Genomic DNA, 20,885 nt, shown 5'->3' on the forward strand with positions numbered 1-20,885 from the left:
AAATACTGACTTTAATCGCTAATTAAATTAACTTTGTTCAGCACCTTAAGACTTTATTTTTTTCAAAACCAAATCTTACAAGTGCCCACACAGATTGTCTGATAAATTGTTAAAGAGCAAAAAATAACGACGCACAGTGTTTTCTTATCGTTTCACAACAGTGCGTCGTTGTGTGCTGCGTATTATAGGGATTTCAGAAACCTTTGCAAGTGCTTTTTTCAAAGTTTTTTATCAAATGTACTATTTTTCATCAAAACTCAATGTTTAGTTTAAATATTCTGCACGGATAGCTGATTAAACTCCCAGTGCTGCATAATTTTTTCTTTATCACTAAATCTTGCGTATCCAAAGTAAAAAATGTTTTATTTCCCCTAGTGTATAAGGTTGAATCCTATTTTCCGATTCTAGCAAACTCACTACCTTTTCCTTTTTACCGACATACTACATATTAAAGTTCATTATTTACTTTGATAATTATCAAACTAAGCCTAAATTACAAATTTGTAATTATTGGTAAGATATTAGCTATCTGTTATTCTACAGACAGTGAAATCATAAGTAAGGAAATAAAATGACTCAATTACTTTCATCTTCCTGTCGAGTTGCCTTTGCAGCACTTATTCACGATTTGGGTAAGTTTGCCGAAAGAGCCAAATTGCCCTTTTCACAAGATCAATTAAATTCCCATAAAACCCTGTATTGCCCTTTTAATTTAGAGGGAAAATATCATTCCCATGTTCACGCCGCCTATACCGGCTATGCATTGGATCAAATTGAAGATTTTTTGCCCGATTTAATTAAAACCGACAGCTATCCTTTTGCTTCACGCCCAAATAATGCAGATTCGGGAATTACCGACTCGATGATCAATGCTGCTGCGGCTCATCACAAACCAGATACATTCTTGCAATGGATTATTGCTACCGCAGATCGTGTTGCGTCTGGTTTTGAACGAGAAGCATTTGATCAATATAACCAAACCGAAGATCCGAAAAACCATTACCAAGCTCGTTTATTAACCTTATTGGAAAGTATTAGTTTAGATGCTCAACATAAAAATGCGGATCATTTTGCCTACCCTTTACGTGCATTAACTGCTAACAGCATTTTTCCACAAAAACGGAATGAGATTGAGCCAAATAGCAATAATAAGGCCCAAGAGGAATATTCGAAGCTTTGGCAGCAGTTTGCACAGGCGTTAAAACTGATTCCAGATTCACATAAATCTCAATGGGATTTATGGTTGGATCATTTTGATACTGCCTATCAATGTTTTACTACGGCAATTCCGTCTTCTACATTTAAAACCAGAGCCAATGTTTCCTTATACGATCACAGTAAAACCACGGCGGCACTGGCAACCGCACTTTGGCGTTGGCACGAAGAAAAGCAATTAACCGATACCACACAGGCAGACAAACTCCGCCACCGTAAAGATTGGCAAGATGAAAAATTTTTACTGATTCAAGGCGATTTCTTCGGCATTCAGGATTTCATTTTTTCAGGCGGTAGCGACACCAACAAACAGGCGGCGAAACTGCTGCGTGGGCGCTCGTTCCAAGTTTCATTATTTACCGAACTGGCGGCATTGAAAATTTTGCAGGCTTGTGAATTGCCAAGCACCAGCCAAATTATGAATGTGGCAGGGAAATTCTTAATTGTTGCCCCGAATACGGAAAAAATCAAAATGGCAGTCGAACAGGTGAAGACCGAACTCAACCAATGGTTTATCACCCACACTTACGGTTTGGTCGGGGTAGGTTTGGCAACATTGCCCGCAAGCTGCAATGATTTTATCGGCGGCAACTTTAAAGCGTTGGTGGATAAATTATTTAAGCAGTTGGAAAGCATCAAACTGCAACGCTTTGATTTAACCGACAGCACCGAATCGGTACAAAACATCGGCTACCCCCACGGTGTTTGCCGCTTAAACCATTATTTCCCAGCGGAAACCGAATATAACGAAAGTAGTAAAAATTCAGGATTATCAGCAATTTCACGAGATCAAATCACTATAGGTGAACAGCTGGTAAAGAAAAACCGGATTTTAATCTGTTCGAAAGATGCAGAAATTTTCAAAACTGGTAAAACCGAATGCCTAAGTCTACCGATTTTCGGCTACAACATTATTTTTACCGAAAATGAAGCAGAAACAGGTAAATTTAGGGAGTTGGTCATCCTGCAACAGCTTTATCGAGTTTGGGATTTTTCTATTCCGAAAACCCTGAATGAGGCGGTTTGGCACGGCTACGCACGGCGTTATATCAACGGTTACATTCCTGAATTTAAGGAAGACGACCATTATGCGTCTTATGGCGATAAATATAAAAACATCGAAGAAACACCTGAAATCGGCGAAATTAAAACCTTTGACTTTATCGCCAGCGAAGATCGGATTTTTGACGAAAAAGCACAACAATTTATCGGGCAAACCGCACTGATGACCTTAAAAGGCGATGTGGATAACTTAGGTTCAATCTTCCAAAAAGGCTTGGAAATACCGACCTTTGCCAAAATGGCTGCCCTTTCCCGCCAAATGAACCAATTTTTCAGCCTGTGGCTGCCTGCGATTTGTGCGGAGAAATTCCCGAATATGTACACCGTGTTCGCAGGCGGCGATGATTTCTTCTTAATCGGGCCTTGGAAAGAAACGCAAAAATTGGCGTTTGCAATGCAACAACGCTTTGCCGATTATGTGGCACAAAACAAGGGCATTCACTTCTCGGCAGGTATGGTGATGACGAAATTAGAAATGCCGGTGCCGCAACTGGGAGAACTGGCGGAAGAGGCGTTGGAAAAAGCTAAAGGCGTAAGCGGTAAAAATGCGGTGACGATTTACCAGCAATCCGTACCTTGGGCGAATTGGGCAAATTTAACCGAATTGGAAAATGAAATTGAGCGACTGGCAAAAGATTATGATATTTCAAGAGCTTACCTTTATTCGTTAATGCAATTTGCCGATCTTGCCGCCGACAAAGATCATATTGAAAGCACAATGTGGCGAAGCCGTTTTTATTATAAAACCAGTCGCTATGTGGTGGATAAATTAGAGAAAAAAGAACGCCAAAAAGCGTTGGAAGAGATCTCAACTTCATTGGGTAAAATCGGGATTGAAACGCATAAATCGGCGTTCAAAATTCCACTGTTTAACTATTTCTATCAAATCCGTAAATAAGGGGTGTTTATGAATATCAAATTTGGCGAAAACAAAAGTGCCGAAATTTTTTCAACCATTGCTGAAAATGCAGCACAGCAGATTAAATCTAAAAAAGATGCAAATAGAACCACGCAATTACGCAAATTCTACGATGAATTGGCAATGTGGAACGACCGTGTGCAAACTGCTCGTGAAAATCGGGAAGCGAAATATAAAGAGTTGGAACCTTTTATCAAAATGCTGAAAGCCAAAGTCGCTTATGCCCAAGGCAGAAAGCATATTGACGCTCAATTCAGCGATGTATTTAACCGCTGCATTGATGAAGTGAAATCAGCGGAAACCCTGCGTGATGCCAAATTATTTATGGAAGCCGTAATGGGCTACTGCAAATTGGAAGAAACCCGTAAAAACGCCTAAGGAGAAAAATAATGAAACTGACCAATATTCTTGAAATTAACGCCAAATTAGTGTTGAAAACAGGCTTGCATATCGGGGCTGGCGATAGCGAAATGCACATCGGCGGTATTGATAATACCGTGATTAAAAACCCGATTACCCAATCGCCTTATATTCCGGGTTCTAGTTTGAAAGGCAAAATCCGCTCGTTATTAGAATGGAAAAGCGGCGAAATTAAATCGGGCGAACCGTTGAAATTAAAAGATATTGACACGGCAAAAGATCAAAGTGCGGTCAAAAATATCCTGAAATTATTTGGTGTAACGAGCGATAGAGAAAACAAGGAAGCCTTACTGAAAGAATTGGGCGTATCTCGTTTGGCATTTTGGGATTGCAATTTGAACGACGAGTGGGAAAACCGCATTAAAGACGATAATTTATCGCTGACCGAAGCCAAAAGCGAAAACACCATCAACCGCATCACCGCCACAGCCGACAACCCACGCCAGACCGAGCGTGTGCCTGCGGGGGCAGAATTTGACTTCAAACTCACCCTGCGTCAATTTGAAGGCGACAGTGACGAGCTGCTGAATTTGGTGCTAAAAGGCTTGCGTTTATTGGAATTAGACAGCCTTGGCGGTTCGGGATCGCGTGGTTACGGTAAAGTGGCGTTTGAGAATCTGACCGTAGGCGGCAAAGCCGAAACCTTGCCTGAAAATCCGTTTGCATAAGGCGGCAGTATGAAAACTTACCGTTTTACCCTACACACCCAAACGGCATTCGGCACGCCGTTGGTGGGCGACAGCCTGTTCGGGCAGCTTTGCTGGGCGGTGTCGCATCATTTGGGCGAAGATCGCTTGAATGCGTTATTGCAAGGCTACACCGAAGGCAAGCCCTTTGCCGTGGTTTCCGATGCCTTTCCACACGGCTATCTGCCCCTGCCGGTGCTACCGTCTAAATTATGGCAAAAAGGCACGGAGCAAGATCGCAAAAAACTGAAAAAGAAAGCGTGGATTGCCTTTGAGCAACATCTGCAAGCGGTCAATTTTTGGCAGAGTTTTGCAAAATCGGACAGCGAAGATGTGATCAACAAAACCAAGCAGGATCAACCCCATAACAGCCTGAGCCGCCAAACAATGACCACCGGCAAAGACGGAATGTTCGCCCCGTATTCAATGCCGCAAATTTGGTATGAACACGGCACCGCATTGGATCTTTACATCGTGATTGACGAAAGTCGCATTGCCGTTGATGAAGTGAAGCAATGTTTAATTGATATGGGCAAATTCGGCTTTGGGCGTGATGCGTCTGTCGGGCTGGGCAAATTTGAAATCAGCGAAGTGCAAGCGGTGCAATTTTCCGCCCAAAATGCCAACGCCTATTTAACGCTGGCGAACACCGCCCCGCAAGGCTTAGGCTTGAAAAAAGAATACTGCTTCTACCAGCTGCACACCCGTTTCGGCAGACACGGCGGCTTAGACGCATTGGGCAAAAATCCGTTTAAAAAACCGATTATTCTCGCCAAAAGTGCGGCGATTTTCCGCCCTGAAATTTGGCAGGAACGCCCTTTTTTAGGCAATGGCTTAGGCAGTGTTTCCTACGCCCAGCCGAATGCCGTCCATCAAGGCTACGCCCCAGTGGTGCCTGTTTATTTGGATTTTGACGCTGACTATGCCGCAACATAAGGAAATAAAATGAGCGAATTTTTAACCACCCACAAGGTTTATCTCACGCCCATCAGCCCGATTCATATCGGCTGCGGCGAAGATTTTGAACCGACGAATTATGTGATTAAAGAAAATAATATCTATTGTTTTGAAGCGAGTAAATTAGGTCTTTCCGAATCTCAACGTCGTCAATTAATAGATATTTGCCGAAATATCACTGATGAAAGTATTCAGCAAATTCAGTCTTTTTTTGCCAAAAAAGATGTTATTGGATTAGCCGTTAATAATGCTTATACAAAAATTCCTGTTGCATCCAAAATTGCCGATGAATGGAAAAAGAAATTAGGAAAAGTTGTACAACGAGAAGACAGCAGCAAGAAAGTATTTAATGCTCTTCTTATTGAACGACACGCATATTTACCTTTTTGCAATCAGGCATATATTCCTGCAAGCAGTGTAAAAGGGAGTGTGATTACCGCTTTATTGGACAATGCAAATCAAAGCGATAAAACAGCGTTCTCAATCCCTGTTAAGCAAAGAACAGAAAAGAAAGAAGATTATGCGAAAAAGCTCAAAGCATTGAATGATAATTTAGTTCATCGATATATTGGCGATTTCAATGCCAAAAACGATGAAAAAATCATCTCACAAAGAATCAAATTTAGTGATTTCGTTCCAACCAATAAAGATATATCCCTTACCAAAGTGATTTATGCGGTAAATGTCAAAAAAATTCTTGGAAAGGATAAAAATGCATTTCAAGGCGTTAATAACCGCAGGGAATGTATTAGTGCAATGCAGTTCAGAGCTTATTCGGCATCTTTAACATTGTTAAATGAAAACAATAAATTTTCATTGCAAAACAAACAGATTATCAATGCATTAAATGCATATAATCTGCCTGTTTTAGAAAAAGAGATTCAGCTTCTGAACGATAATGATTTAATGAATGCCAGAAATTACATTGAAAATGTGAAAGCCGTTTTAAAAAATGAAAATGTCGCACTGATTCGTTTGGGGCGTAGCGGTTCGGAAGTAAAAATGTATCGTGAGCATAATTTAAGGGCATTATCCGTTAATGGGGAAATCAGCAAAGAATCCCACACTTTATGGGTTGCTTCGGATTCTACCGAAAAATCAGAAACCATCCAGCCTTTCGGTTGGGCGTTATTAGAGTTTGCCAATGAACAAGAAGACAATGTATTGTTAGAAAAATGGTGTTCAAACCCTAAAAGTTCATTGCAAAATTATTTAAAAGACTTGGAACTTGAAAAAGCAATTCAAAAGCAACAAAATGCTTTAAATTCTTTGCCTGAAAATCAGAGAAAAGTGATTGAATTGGAAAATAAATTCAATGCCAGCAATGAAAAACAGATTGACAGTTCGTCTGATTTATTAAAAGAAGTGAAATTGTTAATTGAAAATGAAGCGATAAATTGGAACAAGGAAGATAAACAGTTTATGGCAGAGCATATTACTAAAGAGCTTATTCTTAAACGTGTTGAGCTTAAAAAGAAAAATGCGGATAAAGATCTGGATAAATTGCTTAAAAAATTGGTGGTTGAATAATGCTCCCAACCGAATTACCCGTCAGCCGTTATCGCCTGAGCTTCCAAGTGACCGAGCCGTTTCAGCTACCTGAATATGCTGGTTCGGCACTGCGTGGGACATTTGGGCGATCACTTCGCAAAATCAGCTGTATGACCAAGCAGGAGGATTGCCATGGCTGTTGGCTTTATCAAACCTGCCCTTACACCAATATTTTTGAAACGCCTGCTCCGAGCAATCACAGCTTACAAAAATTCAGCCAAGTGCCGAATGCCTATGTGATTGAGCCGTTGGAATGGGGCGAACAACGCTATGAAAAGGGCGATGATTTTGCCTTTGATTTGGTGCTGTTCGGGAGGACGCTGGATCAGCTGCCGTTGATTTTATTCGCCTTTAAGCGAGCGTTATCTTTCAATTTAGCTGGTGGAAAAGCAATTTTAACCAACCTTGCAAAAATTAGCGAAAATCAGACCGCACTTTCAATTTTCTACCAAGAAAAAATTGTTGAACATTCGCAAACGCAGGCAATTCCGCAGGATTTACCGCTTTCCTTTGAGCTGGAATTGCTTACGCCACTTCGCATTCAAGACAACGGTAAACCGTTGCGGGAAAACCAAATCAGCAAAGAACGGTTTTTAATCACCCTTGCCAAACGCATTTCGCTGTTAGCGGAATTTCACACCCAGCCGTTACAGTTGGATTTTGAACGGCTGATTACGGAAATTGAGCCGATTCAAGACCGGAAAAACCTGCATTGGCAAGACTGGACTCGCTATTCCAGCCGCCAAAAACAGAAAATGAAATTAGGCGGCGTGGTCGGACGCTGGCGGTTGGAAAATCTCTCCCCCGATTGGGCAAAACTGCTCTACATCGGGCAATGGCTGCACTGCGGCAAAAACGCTACTTTCGGGCTGGGAAAATATAAGATTGCAAATTTGTAAAACCACAAATTTGCAAAATTTTCGAGTAAATTGACCGCTTGTTGGGTGTGTTTGCAACGCATCATTGATAAATTGATTTTCGGTGCGGTCGCAACCGCACCCTACGGAGCATTATGACAACTTGGTTTATTTCCCGTCACACTGGTGCGATTGAATGGACTAAACAGCAACCGATTCAAATTGATCGCTTTGCCGAGCATTTAGATATTGCTGATGTACAAGCTGATGACACTGTGATCGGCACTTTGCCGATCCATTTGGCGGCGGAAGTGTGCCAAAAAGGGGCGAAGTTTTATTTTTTATCTATGAATGTGGCACGCCATCAGCGTGGCACAGAGCTTACCTGCAATCAGCTTGTTAAACAAGGCTGTTCTCTACAACCGTTTTATATTGAAAAATTATAGGGGTTTTTATGCAAAAGTATGATGTACATTTTTGTTTGGTTTCGGGGCAGGCGGCACCAAGTCTTTTTCCTGTTTCTGATTTGAGATTCAGACCAAATAAAATTACTCTATTTGTTAGCGATGATATGCAAAAAGAAGCTGAACAGTTGGAGAAAATTTTCAAAACCTTAAAAATTGAAACAAAATCTTATCCGATTAGTGAGCCTTATGATTTTGAGCATTGTGAAGAAGAAATACACGCTGCTTTGCTAGATTATATCGGGGAAAGTCAGATCTCTGATATGAGTATTGCATTAAATCTGACTGGTGGAACAAAACCTATGTCATTGGCAGCTTATAGTGTATTTAGTGCATACGGAAAAGGGAATGATGCATTCTATGTTGATACAAGTAATCACCGTTTTTCTTTTTTAACTAATAAAGAAAACAGCTTTAATATGCAGTTAGAGCTAAAAGTTAAGAATTATTTGCTAGCATATGGATATAAAACTCTAAAAAGTGAAAGAACATTTAATAAAAAAGCAAATGAATTGTTTTTTGATTTCTTTATTAAAAATTACCATTTAAATAAGAACTTAATTTCCACATTAAATTATTATGCTGACGAAGCAAGCAAGAACCAAGTTTTCTATTTTAATGATAAAGAATGTAATACAAGTCTTTATAATTTAATTTATGACATTGCTGAAGAAACAAGATTGGTTGAAATTGATAGTAAAAAAATTGATTTTAAAGGAAATTATAAACTATTTGGTGGCGGTTGGCTTGAATGCTTTGTTTTCCAAGAAGTTAAAAAACTTAATCATATTGATGATATTGAAATGAGTTTGGAGTATGCAAACTCTGCTTTTGATCAAAAGCAAAAAAATAGTTCAGAAACCAATTCTGGGCGAAATAATGAATTTGATGTGGCATTTATTGCTAAAAATAAGTTACATATCATTGAATGTAAAGCTAAACGCATGGATAAAGGCGGAGCAGGAGAGGAAGATGAAACACAAGATATTATCCATAAAATAAAATCCTTAAAAAATAATATGGGAACAATGGCGAAAGGCTGTTTGGTTGTATGCGGCAAAGATAAAGTTCCTGCTGCAGTTCGTAACCGAGCTAATGATGAAGACATTAAAATCATTGAAGGAAGCCAGCTTCAAGCATTAGGAAAACATATTCAGGAATGGATTGATGAAGAGTAATCAAATGAACACAAAATCGAAAAAAATCCTGCTCTCCGTTACCGGAATGTCCCCAGCGGTTGTGACCGAAACCCTTTACGCCCTTGTGACAGAAAAAGGCTTTATTCCCGATGAAATTCGGGTGATCACCACGCTGCAAGGCAAAAATCAGGTGTTGAAAACCCTGTGCGGCATAGAAGGTGGTCGGAAAGAGAAAAAAGGGGCGTTGGAAGAGTTTATCGCCGATTATGGCAAGCAATACGGCATTTCACACATTCATTTTGATGAAAGTTGCATTGAGATTATTCGTGATGAACAGGGCAATCAGCTTGCTGATATTCGTTCGCCTGATGAAAACAATCTGGCGGCGGATCAAATCGTCAGCCTTGTGGGGAAACTTTGCCAAGATCCGCATACTCAATTACACGTTTCCATTGCTGGTGGGCGTAAAACCATGGGCTTTTTTATGGGCTATGCGTTGTCGTTGTATGGTCGTGAGCAAGACAGCCTTTCACATGTTTTAGTTTCTGCCGAGTTTGAAAACCTGCCGAGTTTTTATTACCCAAAACCTTATCCGCATAAAATTATGAATGATCGCTCAGGGGAAGAATTTGATGCACAAAATGCGAAAGTTATGTTGGCAGAAATTCCTTGGGTACGGTTGGGTTTGGGTATTTCAGACGAATTATTAAGTGGAAAAATTTCCTATAGCGATTCAGTTGCCAAAGCTCAGCAAATTTTGGCTAAACCGAGCTTAACCTTTTTAAGCCCGATAGATGATCAAAAAGTGCGATTCGGTAATACCGAAATTAAACTGTCGCCGAAAGAATACAGCTTTTTATTAAGTTTAGTGATTGCCAAACAGCAAAATATTGCCTATTCCTTATTTAGCCAAGAAGTATTTGAGCTTTATTTGGCGGTGTATACCCTTTTAAAAGGCAGTGCAGATAGTTTAGAAAGCCGAGTAAAATTTGCCAAAGCTGAAACGGATTTTGCCGAAGAAACTAAGAAAATTTATTCGGAATCTTGCCACCATTTAGGCAAAAAAATTAAAACTGCCTTTTCTATTGGTAATAATGACACGCCTTATATTCCGTCGTCATCACATCAACAATATGAATTGATGATTGAGCTAGAAAATATTGATATTTCAGCCATTCAGTCGGAAATTCAAGGTAAGATTTAATTTACCATTCTACATTATAAACGGCCATTTTGACCGCTTTTTTGCAAATCAGGCTTTCAGCAAAATAAAATGTTCGATAAGTTTAATCATCAGCTCTTTTTGCTCAGGCAGGCTTTCCGCCACTAATAACGCTAAAGCGACTAAAGTATTATCGTTAATCAGCTGTTCTACTGGTTTTGCCAAAAGATGCTGATTTAACCGCAAATACCACAAAAACAGGAAAGAGCCTGTACGTTTATTGCCATCAGTTAGTGGGTGATTTTTGATCACGAAATAGAGCAAATTAGCGGCACGGCTGGCAACATTCGGATAAAAGAGTTCATCGCCAAAGCCTTGCTCAATGGTCGCTACCGCCGATACTAAGCCGTCGCTGCGTGGATTGCCAAATAATTCGGTGGCTTCGCCTTTTTCAATCAAGCGAGATTTAAGCTGGGCAATTGCCGCCCACACGCTATCCATTTCTAGGGAAACCATTTCATTTTGCCGTTGATGATTAGTTTTAAGATTTTGCTCGTCATAGGCTTGTAACAAACTCCAACTGCGAGCATAATCATGCACCACCGCAAGCACAGTTTGCCCATCATTGGAAACTAAAGCTTGATTATTCAGCGTCTGGCTTAACAAACCGATCACCTGCTCAAATTCTATCCCATTTTCTTGCAGGCGTTGCTGATTTAGAGCATAGCCCTTGACAAGGTAATCTTTCAAACGTTCTGTCGCCCAGCGGCGAAAGTGTGTTGCCGAAACCGATTTTACACGATAACCTACAGAAATAATGGCATCTAAATTATAGTGTTTCAGCAAGCGGGTTACTTGCCTTTTCCCTTCTTGACGAACTACCGAGAAATCCTCGGCAGTTGAAACTTCCTCAAGCTCGCCTTCGGAAAAAATATTTTTTAAGTGCAAGCTGATATTGTCTGTACTAGTATCAAAAAGCATAGCCATCTGAGCCTGTGAAAGCCACACTGTATCTTTATCAAACTGCACTGCCACTTGCGTGCTGCCGTCTTGCGATTGGTAAATCTCAATTTTATTGTTCATAATTACAACTGTTTATAAAAACATATATTGTTCATATTACGCCCATTTTTAAGATTTACAAGCGGTCATTTTTGACCGCTTTTTTGCAAATTTGCAATCCCATCTAAATTCTCTTTATTTCCCTAAAATACCCTTATGTTAAGCAATAAGGAGAATAAAAATGTACGGTTTCGCTATGCAAAAAATACCGCTGCGGCACAAAACCGTCCATTTATTCCCTATAACCTAAGTGAAATTGAAGCTCTTATCGCAGGCTATGTAGAAGTAGCTGATGATCGTGCTTATAACGGTCGTTACTTTATTAAAAACGGCAAAAAATGGATCCACAATTTAGTGGCTTTACGCAATAAATTAAATAATGAATACGGTCGTTATATTGACGATGAGGAATTGTTAGCAGGCTATCCTGAGGGATTTGGCTATGATGTGGATAATTATTACAGTCGCCATAATGAAATGTCATTGGTGGAAAGAGATGAGTTCAAACAATTATTACAAGCGGTGCGTTTGCATTAATTTTTTGCAAATTTGCAATTCCCACCTAATTTTATCTACTAGTCTAAAATAAACTCATTGTTAAGCCAACAGAGAATTTTATGGGCGATATTTTAGAAGAAATGTTTGAAATTGCACTTACACATTTTGAGGCAGAATCATTGCCACCATTTCCAATGTGGGATTATGTTAATGACGATAACTCTGAATTTTAATATTGCGTGGATGCAATCTCACAACTTTAAGGTTAAGGAGAAAAAATGGACACCGCTCGCACCCGCTATCTTGTCGCCTATGATATTGCCGATCACAAACGCCTTTATCGAGTACATAAAAAAGTGGAAGCTTATGCCATTGGTGGGCAAAAATCTTTTTATGAATGTTGGCTTACCACTCACGAATTAAGCCACTTGAGAAATGAAATTAGTGAAATAATGGAAAACGAGGAAGACAGACTATTTATTTTCCAACTGTTTGACAACACAGAACCATTATTATTTGGCAAAGCAATGTTGCAATCCACCCAACCTTTTATGTTAGTTTAGGAGGTATTATGTCTAGTTTATATATTGACCGCAAAGGCACAAGCATTAAACTCAGTGGCGAAACCTTAGTTTGTTATGAAAACGATGAACGCATTGGCACAATTCCGCTTGCCCCTATTGACCGCATTTATTTAAAAGGAGACATTACACTACAAGCCTCACTACTCGCTAAATTAGGGGAAAAAGGCATTGGTATTATCTGCCTTTCTGGCAGAAAAAATACACCGACACTATTGATGTCGCAGCCACATAACGATGCCGAACGCCGTATCGCCCAATATGAACTCGCTCAAAATGAAACCTTTTGTTTAGCCTTTGCTAAAAAATTGGTGACACTTAAATTAGTTACTCAGAAAAATTGGTTGTGGCAAGCTTCCAATGCCCGCTTAGATAAAAAATGCCTGCTTGTGCCAAAAGCCGAAGAATTGGACAATTTAATAGGAAAAATCAATGAACAAACCTCACTTCCCTCACTACGAGGTATTGAAGGCAGAGCAGCAAGTGTTTATTTCACTGCACTAAGCCAATACTTACCACCCGCCTTAAAATTTGATGGTAGAAATCGTCGCCCACCACGAGATCCGTTTAATGCAGTACTCTCCTTAACCTATACTTTGCTACATAGTGAAGCTGTACTTGCGGCTTATGGAGCTGGGCTGGAACCTTATATCGGTTTTTATCATTCACTTGATTTCGGACGTGAATCATTAGCCTGTGATTTAATTGAGCCAATCCGACCACTTGTAGATAACTGGCTACTAGGGCTTTTCCGTGATGAAACCTTGCGAACCGAGTATTTTTCCACCACACAAGAAGGCTGTTTGCTTGGTAAAACAGGGAGAATAAATTTTTATCAAGCCTATGAAAAACAAGTGGCTAACTGGCGAAAAATGTTAACCGAAAATTGCTACGACTTAGTTAAAGTATTCAAAATGAATGAGATGAACACACCGCAACGCCGTGCGAATTTGCCGAATGAAATGGCTCCGCAATCTGAACCTCATTGGCAGCAATGGCTGGAAAATTTCTATTTCAACCAACGCACAATGATGAGTGAAATAGTGTTTAACTTTTAGGTAAAATTTATGCAATACTTAATTGGTTACGACATTGCAAACCCGAAACGATTACAAAAAATTCATAAACGTATGGTGAAATTTTCCACACCAATTCAATATAGTATTTTTTTGTATGAAGGGAATGTTGAGAAATTAAAAGCTTGCCTAAATGATGTACTCACCATTTTCAATAAAAAAGAAGATGATTTGCGAGTATATCCTCTACCCACCGGGGCAAAACAGTGGCAACTCGGTAAAGCGATTCTGCCTGAAGGGATTATTTGGACAGCATTACCATTTAATACTCAAATTCACTAACTTACACAAATTAGTCAGGCTTTAGAGATTTTTTGCAAAAATTGGTCGTTTTAAATGCTCAATTTTGCTAAAATAAACTTAGTTTTTTGATTGTTAGGAATAATGATTTTGATGAAAATTTCGCCAAATCAATACCCAACTATTCTGTTTGTTGAATATTTTGGGAACGCTATATTTAGCTTATTGAAAGAAAAAGAAAATATAAACCTCCGCGGTCGAAAGACACAGCCCTGATAAAAAGGGATTAAGACAACATAAACAACGTCAAGGTTAATTGATAATTCTGTCGAAAGACACAGCCCTGATAAAAAGGGATTAAGACGCTTTACATGAAGGTACATTACAACACCCTGTTAAAGTCGAAAGACACAGCCCTGATAAAAAGGGATTAAGACTAATGATAGTGTTCATAATTTGTTTCCTTTTTCTGTCGAAAGACACAGCCCTGATAAAAAGGGATTAAGACTGACTTAATAGCAGACTTTGTTAAGTTTCTAATTGGTCGAAAGACACAGCCCTGATAAAAAGGGATTAAGACCTGTCGTAGCCTAACATTGCTTTTTCGTATTTATGTCGAAAGACACAGCCCTGATAAAAAGGGATTAAGACTCCCAAGAAAAAATAATTGTATCTAGAAGTGTGCGTCGAAAGACACAGCCCTGATAAAAAGGGATTAAGACACTATGGGTATTTCAAAACTTTAAACTAACCCTTTCGTCGAAAGACACAGCCCTGATAAAAAGGGATTAAGACATAATTATCAAGCATATTATTCTCCGCTTGCCCAGTCGAAAGACACAGCCCTGATAAAAAGGGATTAAGACATAATTATCAAGCATATTATTCTCCGCTTGCCCAGTCGAAAGACACAGCCCTGATAAAAAGGGATTAAGACGGATTTCCCAATCGCATTTGCCACTTGTTTTTGCGGTCGAAAGACACAGCCCTGATAAAAAGGGATTAAGAATGATATCTGTTGATGGGTGGCTGTAAACATATTCATTATTACAATGAAGAACGAATCAAGCCAAGTTTAAAAAATTTGAGCCCTGTATAATACAGAGCTCAATCTTTAAGTAAGTTGATAAACCGCCCGGAGTTTATGGAGGCACATTAAAGTGCGGTGTAAATATTAAAAATTTTATTCTTTTGGTAGTCTTATTACGGAGAGGATAAACCCACCCCAAATAACAACTAAGGCAACAATCATCATAATAATTGCAGTAGTACTCATTTTATTCCTCCGAAATTTGAATTTCATTTTTCCATTTTAAACGTGAAAGTAATACAGCAACAATCACCAATAAAATTGACATTCCCCAACCAAAGGTATTAACAAACCAATTTGGGTAGCCTTCGTATCCTTCTGTGAAAACTTTTGCGCCTTCACTGAATAGCATAAATGCCAAAATACCTGTTGTAATAACAATACATAAGCGCCAAATAAAGCCAACTTTAAATGATGAAGTTTCATTTAGGTGATTTCCTAAAACGCCCAATTTTTCATTTGCAACAATCGCAATTAATGATACAAAAGCGACAGCGACAATACCGAAGTAGTTAACAAATTTATCCATTACATCTAGCATTGGTAAACCAGTTGTTGTACCAAACAATAATACAGACAAAATCATCATCGGAATTCCAACAATAAAAGTCACTTTTGCACGGCGAATGCGAAGTTTATCCTGTACGGCTGAAATAATAACTTCAATGACAGAAATAAATGATGTCAAGGCGGCGAAGGTTAAGGAACCAAAAAATAATACGCCTAATACTTCACCAAATGGTGCTTCGTTAATAATCGTTGGGAACGCAAAGAACGCTAAACCAATACCACCTTTTGCTACTTCGCTCACTTCCTGTCCTGATGCTGTTGCCATAAATCCAAGGGCAGCAAAGACTCCAATTCCCGCTAATACTTCGAAGCTACTATTAGCAAAACCAACCACTAATCCTGCACCAGTTAAATCAGAATCTTTCTTTAGATAAGAAGCATAGGTGATCATAATGCCGAAACAAATAGATAAAGAGAAGAATATTTGTCCATAAGCAGCAATCCATACACTTGGATCTGCAAGTTTTGACCAATCAGGTGTGAATAATGCGTCTAATCCTTTTGCTGCACCTGGTAAAAATAAGGATGAAATCACTAAAACGAAGAACATTATTACTAAAACTGGCATTAAAATAGCTGAAGATTTTGCAATCCCTTTTTGTACCCCTAAAGCAAGTACCGCTAATGCAACTAACCATACAACAATTAATGGGCCGACAACCATGCCAACAAATTCAAAACTTACGCCTTGTGTAATATCTCCCATTTTAAGAAACTCACCAACAAAAAAATCTATTGGTTTAGCGCCCCATGCAGTGGTAAATGAGAAGTAAGTATAAGTGGCAGCCCAACCTAATACGACTGCATAATAAAGACCAATAATGACGTTCACCATAACTTGCCACCAACCAAACGCTTCAAAATGTTGGCTAAAACGGCGATAGGAAAGTGGTGCGCCACCACGATGACGATGACCTATTGCATAATCTAAAAATAATAAAGGTATCCCAGCCGTCAATAATGCTATTAGATAAGGAATAATAAATGCACCACCACCATTTTCATAAGTGGTGTATGGAAAACGCCAGATATTTCCGAGTCCTACAGCTGATCCTATGGCAGCAATAATAAAGGCTCTACGGCCTGAAAAAGTTTCTCGAGTAGAATTTGACTTTGTCATTATGACAATCCTTTTAAAAATTAATTAAACCAGTAAATAGGAATATAGCCTAAAAAGAAAGCTAGTCAATAGTGTTTTTGTTTTCATTTTGTGCATTTTTAGTGATTTTTGTAGTTTTTTAAACTAAAAATTTAATTAAATTTAGCTATTTAAACCAAAAATATAATATTGATAATCTTTGTATCTAAATAGCTAATTATTCCCCATATAAAATACTAAATATAAATTACACTAGAAAAAATTAAATTAATTTATAAAATAATTCTAAAAATAGGAAAACCATTATGCATAAACAGCTTTATATTACTCATGGTTATACAGCAACCTCTCAATCACATTGGTTCCAATGGTTAAAAAACCAATTAATTCCCCATCAAATCAATGTTGATATTTTCAATATGCCAAATTCATCTAAGCCTGAACCAGCAGCATGGTTAAGCTATCATCAAAAACATATTCATCAATTAGATGAAAATACTGTCTTTATTGCGCACAGCCTTGGATGTATTGCTACATTAGGTTATTTACAACAAAAAAATACCCCAATCAAAGGGGTTATTCTTGTTGCGGGATTTGATCGTCATTTAACAAACTTACCTGAGCTAAATGCCTTTACTTCAGAACCGATTAATTATGCTAAGCTCATCTGCAATATTCCTAGTCGCCTTGTTATCGCCTCTTTGGATGATGAAATAGTAAATTGTCATTATTCAGAAGAATTAGCAAAAAAATTACAAGCTCAATATATTACTTTAGAAAAATCAGGACATTTTTTAGCTCGTCAGGGCTTTACAGAATTTCCTTTCTTATTGGAACAAACATTAAAAATTTTTGAAATTTAGACCGCACTTTATCAACTGGATTTATTCACCTCAGGTGAATTCTTTTATGGAATATAATTAAATTGGAGGATAGCCCCTCCTGTTTATTAGATATTCGTGGAGTAAATATCAAATCGATGATTTTTAGTTTCTCGACTAAATTGAGGTTGGCGTTGGGCAAGAAATTCCGCATAATCAGGGCGTTTTACTACCACCCTTTTTTTCGCCAATTTTAAGGCAGGTATGAGCAATTCATCAGAATCTAAATCTGCACCTACTAAATGTTGAAATACACGCATTTCTTTTTTCACTAAAGCAGATTTTTGTTTATGGGGATACATCGGGTCAAGATAAACAACATCAGCAAAATCAACCTCTGGATTAAGTTCACTAATATGATGAACGGATAATAATTGCATATTCTGTTGCATCATTTCACCAATATCAGGATCCGCATAAGCACGTCGTAAACCATCTTGTAATAATAATGATACCACTGGATGGCGTTCTACTAATTTTACTTTGCAACCAATAGCAGCGAGTACAAAAGCATCACGCCCTAAACCAGCCGTAGCATCAATCACTGTAGGTAATTCATCACCTTTAATACCTACTGCTTTGGCGATGGCTTCACCGCGCCCACCACCAAATTTACGGCGATGTGCCATTGTGCCTGTCACAAAATCCACATAAACGGCTCCGAGTTTAGGCTCATTTAATTTTCGCAATTCTAACCGCACTTCTCCATTTTGTTCCGTTTGCACCAAAGCAAGAGTATTTTGAGGATCATGTTCTAAACCTTGAGCAACACAAAGTGCGGTAAAATTTTCGGAAATTTCTGTTTCACAAATTAGTTGAATTTTCATGATTTACGTACCAACCAGACTCCACTTTCCATATGATCAGTGTAAGGGAATTGATCAAATAAAGCCGCTTTTTCAATACGGTGGGTGTGAGTTAGTTGCTGTAAATTATCACACAGGGTATGCGGATTACAGGAAATATACAAAATCCGATCGTAATTTTGTACCAATTTTAGCGTATCAGAATCTAGCCCTGCTCTAGGTGGATCAACAAAAATGGTATTACATTGATAAGCCTTGAGATCAATCCCTTTCAAACGGTTAAAGGCACGTATACCATTCATGGCTTGAGTAAATTCTTCAGCAGACATACGAATAATTTGTAAATTATCAATACCATTTTCCACAATATTAAATTGTGCCGCTGCCACAGAAGGTTTAGCAATTTCAGTAGCTAATACTTTACGGAAGTTTTGGGCTAAAGCGATAGAAAAATTACCATTACCACAATACAATTCTAATAAATCACCCGTACTGTTTTTGGTACATTCAATAGCCCATTGCAACATTTTGCAATTGACTACAGCATTTGGTTGCGTAAAGCTATTTTCAATTTGACGATACACATAATTTCGACCATTCACAGGGAGAATTTCATCTACATAATCCTGATCTAAGCAGATTTTTTGTTTAGTCGCTCTGCCAATAATTTGCACATTAAATTTTTCATTTTCTAACCGCACTTTCAAGGCTTGTGCTGCGACTTGCCATTCTTCCGTTAACGTTTTGTGATAAAGCAAACTGACAATAATTTGGTTGCTTAAGGTACTAAGGTAATCAATTTGGAACAATTTTTTACTCAGAATATCTTGCTCTTTAATCAGCGGAATTAATGTTTCCATCATTCGGTTAATGAGAACACTTGCGGTAGCAAAACGATCTACTCGATAACGTTGTTTGCTTTGTTGATCAAACATGATGTGATACAACTCGCCTTTATCATGCCATACTCGAAACTCTGCTCGCATACGATAGTTTTGCGTAGGCGAATCAAATACATCTAATACTGGTGCATTAAATGGCGCTAAAAGTGCGGTTAGTTTTTGTTGTTTTTGAGTTAAAAGCGTTGAGTATTGTTCTATCGGTAACTGCATATCAAATATATCAAAGGTTTTTGTGAATTGTTTTAGATTTTATCACAGGAATGCAACAGATGGGGAAAGGAATACAAGATAAGTATTAAGTGATTTTGAAATATTATTGTTATAAATGATAATTATTATCATAAAAAATGTGATATGTGAACATTTTTTGTAAAAAATTTGTTGTTTTTTTGATAATGCTCAAGTTTTTTTTTTTACATAAGAGTATTATTCTCAAACTTGACCATACAAAAAATATGTGATTGGAGATCAACATGCAACGAACTGACGGATTACTTTCAGCTTTAAACGATTCTATGGCTGACGTTTCACGCCGTGATTTTATGAAATTATGTACTGCGCTAGCTGCTACCATGGGGTTAAGCTCCAAAGCTAGTGCGGAAGAAATGACTCACGCACTCACTAATCCTCAACGACCACCTGTGATATGGATTGGTGCACAAGAATGTACAGGTTGTACAGAATCTTTACTACGAGCTACTCACCCTACTCTTGAGAATCTCGTTTTAGATATGATTTCCTTAGAATACCACGAAGCTTTATCTGCTGCATTTGGTGAACAAGCAGAAGAAAATAAACACCATGCAATGGAAAAATATAAAGGTAAATATGTTTTAGTTGTTGATGGTTCAATCCCCGTTAAAGATGGCGGTGTTTATTGTATGGTGGCGGGCAAACCTATTGTCGAACATATTCAAGAAGCGTCCAAAAATGCCGCGGCTATCATTGCTATTGGTTCTTGTTCTTCATGGGGTGGTGTGCCATCCACTGGTGGTAACCCAACAGGAGCCAAAAGTTTATCAGAAGTTTTACCAGGTATGCCTGTTATTAATATTCCTGGTTGTCCTCCAAATCCACATAATTTCTTAGCTACGGTTGCTTATATCTTAACCTACAAAAAATTACCAGCGATGGATAAATTAAACCGTCCATTATTTGCTTATGACCGTTTAATTCATGAAAACTGCTATCGTAGACCGCACTTTGATGCAGGTCGTTTTGCTAAAGAATATGGCGACTATGGTCATCGTCATGGTTGGTGTTTATATCACTTAGGTTGTAAAGGCCCTGAAACTTATGGTAACTGTTCGAGCTTAGATTTCTGCGATGTCGGTGGTAATAACTGGCCTGTTGGTATTGGTCATCCTTGCTATGGATGTAATGAAAAAGGCGTTGGATTTACCAAAGGTATTTTCCAACTTGCCAATGTTGAAAATCCAACACCACGTGTACAAAAACCTGATGTAGGTAATCAAGAGGGCGAAACCGCTTCTATGACAGCTATTGCCTTAATTGGTGGTGCAGCAGCGGTATTAGCTGGAGTTGCCGTAGTGACCTTAAAAGAACTTTCTGCACAACGTAAAGAATATTTAGAAGCAGAAAAAGCTCGTAAAGAAGCCGCTAAAAAAGAATATTTAGGTGATTAAGC

General features: G+C 38.5%; 20 protein-coding genes and 1 CRISPR repeat array. Of the genes, 15 read left to right on the forward strand and 5 right to left on the reverse strand.

What is annotated here, in order from left to right; genetic code table 11:
* Positions 1–571 precede the first annotated feature (571 nt).
* The 9 genes from cas10 to csm6 all read left to right on the forward strand — a co-directional run bounded on the left by cas10 (position 572) and on the right by csm6 (position 10,474).
* Positions 572–3,175, forward strand: coding sequence for a type III-A CRISPR-associated protein Cas10/Csm1 (gene cas10, locus BN1226_RS00015; protein WP_044469476.1), 2,604 nt, complete (start codon positions 572–574; stop codon positions 3,173–3,175).
* A 9-nt stretch (positions 3,176–3,184) separates the two neighbouring features.
* Complete coding sequence (gene csm2 / locus BN1226_RS00020; protein ID WP_044469477.1) at positions 3,185–3,574, forward strand: type III-A CRISPR-associated protein Csm2; 390 nt, start codon at positions 3,185–3,187, stop codon at positions 3,572–3,574.
* An 11-nt stretch (positions 3,575–3,585) separates the two neighbouring features.
* A complete protein-coding gene (csm3, locus tag BN1226_RS00025; RefSeq protein WP_044469478.1) occupies positions 3,586–4,284 on the forward strand; it encodes a type III-A CRISPR-associated RAMP protein Csm3 in 699 nt (232 codons plus the stop codon).
* A gap of 9 nt (positions 4,285–4,293) precedes the next feature.
* Positions 4,294–5,238, forward strand: coding sequence for a type III-A CRISPR-associated RAMP protein Csm4 (gene csm4, locus BN1226_RS00030; RefSeq protein ID WP_044469479.1), 945 nt, complete (start codon positions 4,294–4,296; stop codon positions 5,236–5,238).
* Positions 5,239–5,247: 9 nt separating this feature from the next.
* Positions 5,248–6,789 (forward strand): RAMP superfamily CRISPR-associated protein, encoded by a 1,542-nt coding sequence (locus BN1226_RS00035; protein WP_044469480.1) that lies wholly within the window; start codon positions 5,248–5,250, stop codon positions 6,787–6,789.
* Positions 6,789–7,709: a CRISPR system precrRNA processing endoribonuclease RAMP protein Cas6 gene (gene cas6, locus BN1226_RS00040; RefSeq protein WP_044469481.1), complete on the forward strand. Its 921-nt coding sequence runs from the start codon at positions 6,789–6,791 to the stop codon at positions 7,707–7,709. Before BN1226_RS00035 ends, cas6 begins: the two co-directional genes overlap by 1 nt.
* Positions 7,710–7,822: 113 nt before the next feature.
* On the forward strand, positions 7,823–8,113 hold the full coding sequence (gene csx16 / locus BN1226_RS00045; RefSeq protein ID WP_044469482.1) for a CRISPR-associated protein Csx16: 291 nt from the start codon (positions 7,823–7,825) through the stop codon (positions 8,111–8,113).
* An 8-nt stretch (positions 8,114–8,121) separates the two neighbouring features.
* The gene (locus BN1226_RS00050) at positions 8,122–9,309 is read left to right on the forward strand and encodes a Card1-like endonuclease domain-containing protein (RefSeq protein WP_044469483.1); all 1,188 of its coding nucleotides are present in this window, start codon (positions 8,122–8,124) and stop codon (positions 9,307–9,309) included.
* A gap of 4 nt (positions 9,310–9,313) precedes the next feature.
* The gene (csm6, locus tag BN1226_RS00055; RefSeq protein ID WP_044469517.1) at positions 9,314–10,474 is read left to right on the forward strand and encodes a CRISPR-associated ring nuclease Csm6; all 1,161 of its coding nucleotides are present in this window, start codon (positions 9,314–9,316) and stop codon (positions 10,472–10,474) included.
* A gap of 48 nt (positions 10,475–10,522) precedes the next feature.
* On the opposite strand, the gene BN1226_RS00060 is transcribed toward csm6, so the two are convergent.
* Complete coding sequence (locus BN1226_RS00060; protein ID WP_044469484.1) at positions 10,523–11,515, reverse strand: virulence RhuM family protein/type II toxin-antitoxin system death-on-curing family toxin; 993 nt, start codon at positions 11,513–11,515, stop codon at positions 10,523–10,525.
* Between the two features lie 135 nt (positions 11,516–11,650).
* Between BN1226_RS00060 and BN1226_RS00065 the strand changes: the two genes are divergently transcribed.
* The 4 genes from BN1226_RS00065 to cas2 (BN1226_RS00080) all read left to right on the forward strand — a co-directional run bounded on the left by BN1226_RS00065 (position 11,651) and on the right by cas2 (BN1226_RS00080) (position 13,931).
* A complete protein-coding gene (locus BN1226_RS00065; protein WP_044469485.1) occupies positions 11,651–12,031 on the forward strand; it encodes a hypothetical protein in 381 nt (126 codons plus the stop codon).
* Between the two features lie 239 nt (positions 12,032–12,270).
* Positions 12,271–12,555, forward strand: coding sequence for a CRISPR-associated endonuclease Cas2 (gene cas2 / locus BN1226_RS00070; RefSeq protein WP_044469486.1), 285 nt, complete (start codon positions 12,271–12,273; stop codon positions 12,553–12,555).
* Positions 12,556–12,563: 8 nt separating this feature from the next.
* Positions 12,564–13,631, forward strand: a complete 1,068-nt coding sequence (gene cas1 / locus BN1226_RS00075; protein ID WP_044469487.1) for a CRISPR-associated endonuclease Cas1 — start codon at positions 12,564–12,566, stop codon at positions 13,629–13,631.
* A 9-nt stretch (positions 13,632–13,640) separates the two neighbouring features.
* Positions 13,641–13,931 (forward strand): CRISPR-associated endonuclease Cas2, encoded by a 291-nt coding sequence (gene cas2, locus BN1226_RS00080; RefSeq protein ID WP_044469488.1) that lies wholly within the window; start codon positions 13,641–13,643, stop codon positions 13,929–13,931.
* A gap of 214 nt (positions 13,932–14,145) precedes the next feature.
* A CRISPR array of direct repeats spans positions 14,146–14,898; the repeat unit is 37 nt; unit sequence GTCGAAAGACACAGCCCTGATAAAAAGGGATTAAGAC.
* A 174-nt stretch (positions 14,899–15,072) separates the two neighbouring features.
* Here cas2 (BN1226_RS00080) and BN1226_RS10935 read toward each other — a convergent pair.
* Both BN1226_RS10935 and BN1226_RS00090 read right to left on the reverse strand, forming a co-directional pair.
* A complete protein-coding gene (locus BN1226_RS10935) occupies positions 15,073–15,192 on the reverse strand; it encodes a methionine/alanine import family NSS transporter small subunit (protein ID WP_156149876.1) in 120 nt (39 codons plus the stop codon).
* Positions 15,167–16,669: a sodium-dependent transporter gene (locus tag BN1226_RS00090; protein ID WP_044469490.1), complete on the reverse strand. Its 1,503-nt coding sequence runs from the start codon at positions 16,667–16,669 to the stop codon at positions 15,167–15,169. Before BN1226_RS00090 ends, BN1226_RS10935 begins: the two co-directional genes overlap by 26 nt.
* Before the next feature lie 284 nt (positions 16,670–16,953).
* Between BN1226_RS00090 and BN1226_RS00095 the strand changes: the two genes are divergently transcribed.
* Positions 16,954–17,511, forward strand: coding sequence for an RBBP9/YdeN family alpha/beta hydrolase (locus BN1226_RS00095; protein ID WP_044469491.1), 558 nt, complete (start codon positions 16,954–16,956; stop codon positions 17,509–17,511).
* Positions 17,512–17,597: 86 nt separating this feature from the next.
* Here BN1226_RS00095 and BN1226_RS00100 read toward each other — a convergent pair whose 3' ends face one another.
* Positions 17,598–18,356, reverse strand: coding sequence for a class I SAM-dependent methyltransferase (locus BN1226_RS00100; protein ID WP_044469492.1), 759 nt, complete (start codon positions 18,354–18,356; stop codon positions 17,598–17,600).
* Positions 18,353–19,447 carry a tRNA (uridine(54)-C5)-methyltransferase TrmA gene (gene trmA / locus BN1226_RS00105; protein ID WP_044469493.1) on the reverse strand — a complete coding sequence of 365 codons (1,095 nt, stop codon included), beginning with the start codon at positions 19,445–19,447 and terminating at the stop codon, positions 18,353–18,355. Before trmA ends, BN1226_RS00100 begins: the two co-directional genes overlap by 4 nt.
* 263 nt (positions 19,448–19,710) lie before the next feature.
* Between trmA and hybO the strand changes: the two genes are divergently transcribed.
* Positions 19,711–20,883, forward strand: coding sequence for a hydrogenase 2 small subunit (gene hybO, locus BN1226_RS00110; protein ID WP_044469494.1), 1,173 nt, complete (start codon positions 19,711–19,713; stop codon positions 20,881–20,883).
* Positions 20,884–20,885: the final 2 nt, after the last annotated feature.

It is taken from the genome of Mannheimia massilioguelmaensis (genome assembly GCF_000940515.1).
Taxonomy (GTDB): Bacteria; Pseudomonadota; Gammaproteobacteria; order Enterobacterales; family Pasteurellaceae; genus Basfia; species Basfia bettyae.

Coding starts and splice junctions, on each gene's coding strand:
- BN1226_RS00090 (WP_044469490.1), bottom strand. CDS start 16,669: ATGACAAAGTCAAATTCTACTCGAGAAACTTTTTCAGGCCGTAGAGCC.
- BN1226_RS10935 (WP_156149876.1), bottom strand. CDS start 15,192: ATGAAATTCAAATTTCGGAGGAATAAAATGAGTACTACTGCAATTATT.
- trmA (WP_044469493.1), bottom strand. CDS start 19,447: ATGCAGTTACCGATAGAACAATACTCAACGCTTTTAACTCAAAAACAA.
- csm6 (WP_044469517.1), top strand. CDS start 9,314: ATGAACACAAAATCGAAAAAAATCCTGCTCTCCGTTACCGGAATGTCC.
- cas2 (WP_044469486.1), top strand. CDS start 12,271: ATGGACACCGCTCGCACCCGCTATCTTGTCGCCTATGATATTGCCGAT.
- cas1 (WP_044469487.1), top strand. CDS start 12,564: ATGTCTAGTTTATATATTGACCGCAAAGGCACAAGCATTAAACTCAGT.
- BN1226_RS00065 (WP_044469485.1), top strand. CDS start 11,651: ATGTTAAGCAATAAGGAGAATAAAAATGTACGGTTTCGCTATGCAAAA.
- cas2 (WP_044469488.1), top strand. CDS start 13,641: ATGCAATACTTAATTGGTTACGACATTGCAAACCCGAAACGATTACAA.
- BN1226_RS00035 (WP_044469480.1), top strand. CDS start 5,248: ATGAGCGAATTTTTAACCACCCACAAGGTTTATCTCACGCCCATCAGC.
- BN1226_RS00060 (WP_044469484.1), bottom strand. CDS start 11,515: ATGAACAATAAAATTGAGATTTACCAATCGCAAGACGGCAGCACGCAA.
- hybO (WP_044469494.1), top strand. CDS start 19,711: ATGCAACGAACTGACGGATTACTTTCAGCTTTAAACGATTCTATGGCT.
- csm4 (WP_044469479.1), top strand. CDS start 4,294: ATGAAAACTTACCGTTTTACCCTACACACCCAAACGGCATTCGGCACG.
- csm3 (WP_044469478.1), top strand. CDS start 3,586: ATGAAACTGACCAATATTCTTGAAATTAACGCCAAATTAGTGTTGAAA.
- csx16 (WP_044469482.1), top strand. CDS start 7,823: ATGACAACTTGGTTTATTTCCCGTCACACTGGTGCGATTGAATGGACT.
- cas6 (WP_044469481.1), top strand. CDS start 6,789: ATGCTCCCAACCGAATTACCCGTCAGCCGTTATCGCCTGAGCTTCCAA.
- BN1226_RS00050 (WP_044469483.1), top strand. CDS start 8,122: ATGCAAAAGTATGATGTACATTTTTGTTTGGTTTCGGGGCAGGCGGCA.
- BN1226_RS00100 (WP_044469492.1), bottom strand. CDS start 18,356: ATGAAAATTCAACTAATTTGTGAAACAGAAATTTCCGAAAATTTTACC.
- csm2 (WP_044469477.1), top strand. CDS start 3,185: ATGAATATCAAATTTGGCGAAAACAAAAGTGCCGAAATTTTTTCAACC.
- cas10 (WP_044469476.1), top strand. CDS start 572: ATGACTCAATTACTTTCATCTTCCTGTCGAGTTGCCTTTGCAGCACTT.
- BN1226_RS00095 (WP_044469491.1), top strand. CDS start 16,954: ATGCATAAACAGCTTTATATTACTCATGGTTATACAGCAACCTCTCAA.